Source organism: Elusimicrobiota bacterium (assembly GCA_016182905.1).
In the GTDB taxonomy this organism is placed as follows: domain Bacteria; phylum Elusimicrobiota; class Elusimicrobia; order UBA1565; family UBA9628; genus GWA2-66-18.
The window spans coordinates 1-2,745 of record JACPFR010000034.1 but is presented as its reverse complement, the minus strand read 5'-3'; the positions used below and the strand labels follow the sequence as shown (position 1 = coordinate 2,745).

Sequence of the window (2,745 nt, the reverse complement as noted above, 5' to 3'; positions counted from 1 at the left end):
GCCGTCGGCGAGCGATTCCTTGAGGATGTTGGCGGCGTCGGTCGAGCCCGCGGAGTCCCCGGCGCCGACGAGCATGTGGATCTCGTCGATGAAGAGCAGGACGCGGCCGTTGGACTTCTTGGCCTCGTCGAGGATGGCGACCATGCGCTCCTCGAACTGGCCGCGCAAGGTGGTGCCGGCGACGATCTTGGTCAGGTCGAGCTTGACGACGCTGCGTCCCTCGAGCTCGGGGAGCTCGCCCTTGGCGATCAGCAGCGCCAGGCCGTTGGCGACGGCCGTCTTGCCCACGCCCTTCTCGCCGATGATCAGCGGGTTGTTCTTCTCCACGCGCAGCAAGGTCTTCACGATCTGGCGCATCTCCGCCTTGCGGCCGATCATCGGCGGGATCTTGCCGTCGACGGCCTTGCCGGTGAGGTCGATGCCGTACTTGGTCAGCGCGGGATAGTCCCGGGCGGAGAGCGGGCGCCAGCCCGACGGATGCGGGGCGGGGGCGTCGCGGTCGGCCTGCTCGTCGTCCTCGGCCGTCATGCCGCTCAGGAACTGGCGCGTCTGCATCACGCCCTGCGTGATCAGCGGATCGGTATGGCCGCCGAGCGCGTCGCGGAAGGCGGGCAGCGACGCGGCGGCGTTGAGGGCCTTGTGCGAGGCGGTCGTGATGCGCTGGCGGCGCTCGGCCGAGTAGTAGGCGTGGTCGAGCCAGGCCTGGGCCTGGCGTATCCCCGCGAGGCGGGCCTCGTCGCCCTTGAGCGCCTCGGCCTGACGGCGGACGACGTCGGCGGCGGCCTCGAGCTTGGCGTTGGCCAGCGCGATGAGGACCTGCTGGTAGGCCTTCGCCTCGTTGCTGAGCTGGGCGCGCGCGTCGAAGTAGCGGTGGTGCAGGGCGTCGAGGCGGGCGACGGCCTTCAGGTGGCTCTCGAGGCCGGGCTCGTTGACCAGCTTGATCGCGTCGACGGCCTCGTTGTGCAGGTCCCACAGGCCGTCGCGATCGCTCTCCGCCTGGTCGCGGAGGTCGAAGGAGACCACCTTCCCGTTGGCGAGGACGAGCGCCTCGCCGCGCGCGGCGAGGGCCGAGACCGAGGCGGCCATCTGCTCGGTATCGAGGTCGAGGGACCTGCCCGCGCGCATGATCGTCTCGCGCGTGACGGTCTCGCCCGGGGCGGTGCGGGCGCGGATCTCGGCGGCGAACGCCGCGGCCTGCTTGTCGGTCGGCTTCCAGGAGCCTTCGGGCGCCGGCGCCTTCGACGACGGCCCTTCGTACAGGAAATCCTTCGGATCGTATTTCTCGAGCAGGTCGAGCGCGGCGATGTAGCCGTCGGCGACCTCGTCCGCGGCCGCGCCGCCGTCCTCTTCCCGGGGGTTGAGCGAGCCGACCAAGGCGACGAGCTTGCGGTGGATGCTCTTGGGCATCGCCGGGACCTTGCCGGTCTGGTAGGTCGCGGTCTGGAGCCACTCGCGGACCTCGGCGACCTCCATGGCGCGCCGGGCCAGGTTCAACGGGAGCGGGTCGCGGCTCTCGAGGTCCTTCTGGTGGGCGAGGAGGAGGCCGGAGACGAACTCGAGGGTCGCGTTGGCGCGCAGGACCCTGGCTTCCTCGAGCTGGGGAAGGCCGGCCTTCTCGTAGGCCGCGACGGCGCGGTCGGCCTTGGCCACGGCGCGGGCGTGGTCGGAGGAGCTGCCGCTGTTCATCAGCACGGCCGCGTTGCTCGCCAGGGAGTCGGCGGGGTCCGCGCCGGGCGCCTCGGCGCGGGCGCGGAAGCTGTGATAGACGGCGTCGCGGTTGTCGCGGATCGCGAGGTGGCCCTCCCGGACCAGCTCGGTGAACGTCTCGCCGGCCTTGTCGGCGTCCATCCCGAGGCGCGCGCCGATCTTGCCGACCTCGTCGTAGGAGATCACCGTGCCCGGCGCCGCCGCGTTGCGGATGGCGGCGAGGAAGGAGGCTTTCGCCCCGGGCGTCGGGGTCCAGCCGAGCGTGCCGGCCAGGCCCAGCAGGGGCAGGACGCTCGCCGCGGTGTCGGAGCCGAGCGCCCAAAGCAGCGCCCCCGCCCCGAGCGTCGCGGCGGCGAGCCAATACTTGCGGATGAAGGAGACGAATCCCGCGTTCGCGGCGGGGATCGGCGGGACGGCCTTCGAGGCAGGGGCGGAGCGTTGGTTTATCTCAAGAAAAACGTGCTCCGCGCCGGTCGCGGCGCCTTGAGGGCTCACGAAGGACGAGACTTCGCGACGCTCCGCGTTGCCTTCGAAGGCGGCGCCGGCGCGCTCCTTCGCCTCGGCCCCGCCCATGTTCGGGGCCAGCTTCGCGGCCTGAACGGCCGCGACGTCGAGGGCTTCACGCGGGGCGGGCTTGGCCGCGGCGGCGGCGACGGGCTTCAGCGCGGCCGGGGCGATCGCGGGCGCGGCGAGCAAGGACGGCGTCAAAGACGCGGGAGAGAGGATCAGGGAAGGGGCTGAATAGGAAGGCCCGCTCCCCGGCTGAGCGAGCCTAGGAGCGAGCCCCGCTTCTACCGCTACGGAGACCCGCGCCACGCCGGCGGCGAAAACCGGGCCGGGCGCCGCCATCGCGAGCGCGATGGCGGCCGCCAGGACCCGGCGCGGGGGCGTCACTGCTTCTTGTCCGCCGTGAACGCGTTCTTCTGCGCGTCCCAGTCGATCTTGACCGCGTCGCCCTCGCCGATGCGGCCCTCGAGCTCGGCCTCGACGATGGCGTCGGACAGCTGGCGCTCGACGATCTGCTTGAGGGGCCGCGCG

Annotated in this window: 2 protein-coding genes; both read right to left on the bottom strand. The window is 72.0% G+C overall.

The features are described 5' to 3' along the window. Positions 1-2,601 (bottom strand): ATP-dependent Clp protease ATP-binding subunit (locus HYV14_11785; protein ID MBI2386680.1); only part of this gene is annotated, 2,601 nt, incomplete at its 3' end. Then, positions 2,598-2,745, bottom strand: a 148-nt coding sequence (locus HYV14_11780) for a hypothetical protein (GenBank protein ID MBI2386679.1), incomplete at its 5' end; no start/stop codon positions are given. The genes HYV14_11780 and HYV14_11785, both read right to left, overlap by 4 nt.